Annotated in this window: 1 protein-coding gene and 1 pseudogene; both read right to left on the reverse strand. The window is 68.2% G+C overall.

Annotated features, from left to right (window positions below; translation table 11 throughout):
* Nucleotides 1-255: RNA-binding S4 domain-containing protein (locus EN991_RS36555; protein WP_164769676.1), on the reverse strand; the 255-nt coding region annotated here is incomplete at its 3' end.
* Nucleotides 256-271: 16 nt separating this feature from the next.
* A pseudogene (locus tag EN991_RS36560) lies at nt 272-1,316 on the reverse strand (helicase); the annotation flags it as partial.

Consider the following 1,316-nt stretch of genomic DNA (forward strand, 5'->3'; position numbering starts at 1 on the left):
CTCGTAGAGCGTACGGGCTTCCTCGGCCGGGCCGCGTCGCGCACCCGCGCCGAGGACCTTCCAGATGAAGATGCGCCGCTCGAGCGTGATGGTCAGGACGTAGCCTGGCTTGACCTGATCGGAAGCCTGCGCTGCTTTGTCGCGATTGATGCGGACCCGGCCGGCGACGACCAACTTCGCCGCCAGCGAGCGCGATTTCACGACGCGGGAGAAGAACAGCCATTTGTCGATGCGCTGGCGGCCTTCGGCAACCATCGAAGCGAGCCGGGTTCTACTTCTTCAATTGGTCGCGCAGAGCGGCGAGCTTGGCGAAGGGCGAATCCGGATCGAAACGCACCGGGCGCTCCTCGCGCGGCTTTGGCTGGAAGGCGGGCTTGCCGCCTTGCGGACCACCCTTGCCATCCGGCCTGCCACCCTTCCAGTCGGGACGGCCTTCGCGGCGGTCGGGACGCTCGCCCTGCGGGCGCTCGCCCTGCGGCCTGTCACGTCGCTGTTCGCCTTCGGCCTGCGGCTTGGGTTTGAACTTCGAGCGGTCGAAGCGCGGCTTGCCGGCTCCATCGCGCCGTCCTTCATGGGCCGGACGCTCTCCGGGTGCAGCGGCGGCCGGTGCGCCGGCGTCCGCAGGCGCATCGCTTCGGCCGCGCGCTTGTCCGTTGCGTTGGCGATTGTTCCTGCGGTTGTCGTCGCGGTTGCGCGGGCGCTGTTCGAAACGACCCTGACGCCACAACAGGATGGGTTTTGGCGCTTCGGCTTCCGGAGCGGGTTCCCCGGTGGCTGCTTCAGTCACCGTCACGGTTTCGTCCGGCGCGGCGTCCGTTGCCGGCGCGGCATTTGACACCAGCTCGGCCGGTGCAACTTCTTCTGCCGCTGCGGCTTCAGTCTCGGCAGCTTCAGCCTCTGCCTGCGGTTCAACCGGCGCCGGTTCAGCAGCAGCCTCGGCAACAGGCGCTTCGTCTTGCACGGTTTCGACCGGAGCGTCCGCCTGTTCTTCCACGGCAGGCGCAGCAGGTTCCGCCGCGGCGTCGGAGGTCATTTCGGTCGCCGTTTCCGAAACGGCCACTGCGTCCGATGCCGGCTCCGACCCTTCGACTGCTGCCTCTGCTGCGGCGTCCGCCGCCTTGGTCTGCTCGGCTCGTGCAGCCTCTTCCGCCGCAAGCTTCGCCATCGCTGCTTCGCGCGCGGCATTGTCCTGTGCTTCGAGCCGCGCCTTGACCTCGACGGCCGGCTTCGGCTCGGCACGGTAGCCGAGACCTTTGAGGATCTCTTCCATGTCGTCCGCGGTGGCGCCGATGATGTCGATCCTCGGCGGCGTCACC

It is taken from the genome of Mesorhizobium sp. M7A.F.Ca.US.005.03.2.1, assembly GCF_003997795.1.
Taxonomy (GTDB): Bacteria; Pseudomonadota; Alphaproteobacteria; order Rhizobiales; family Rhizobiaceae; genus Mesorhizobium; species Mesorhizobium ciceri.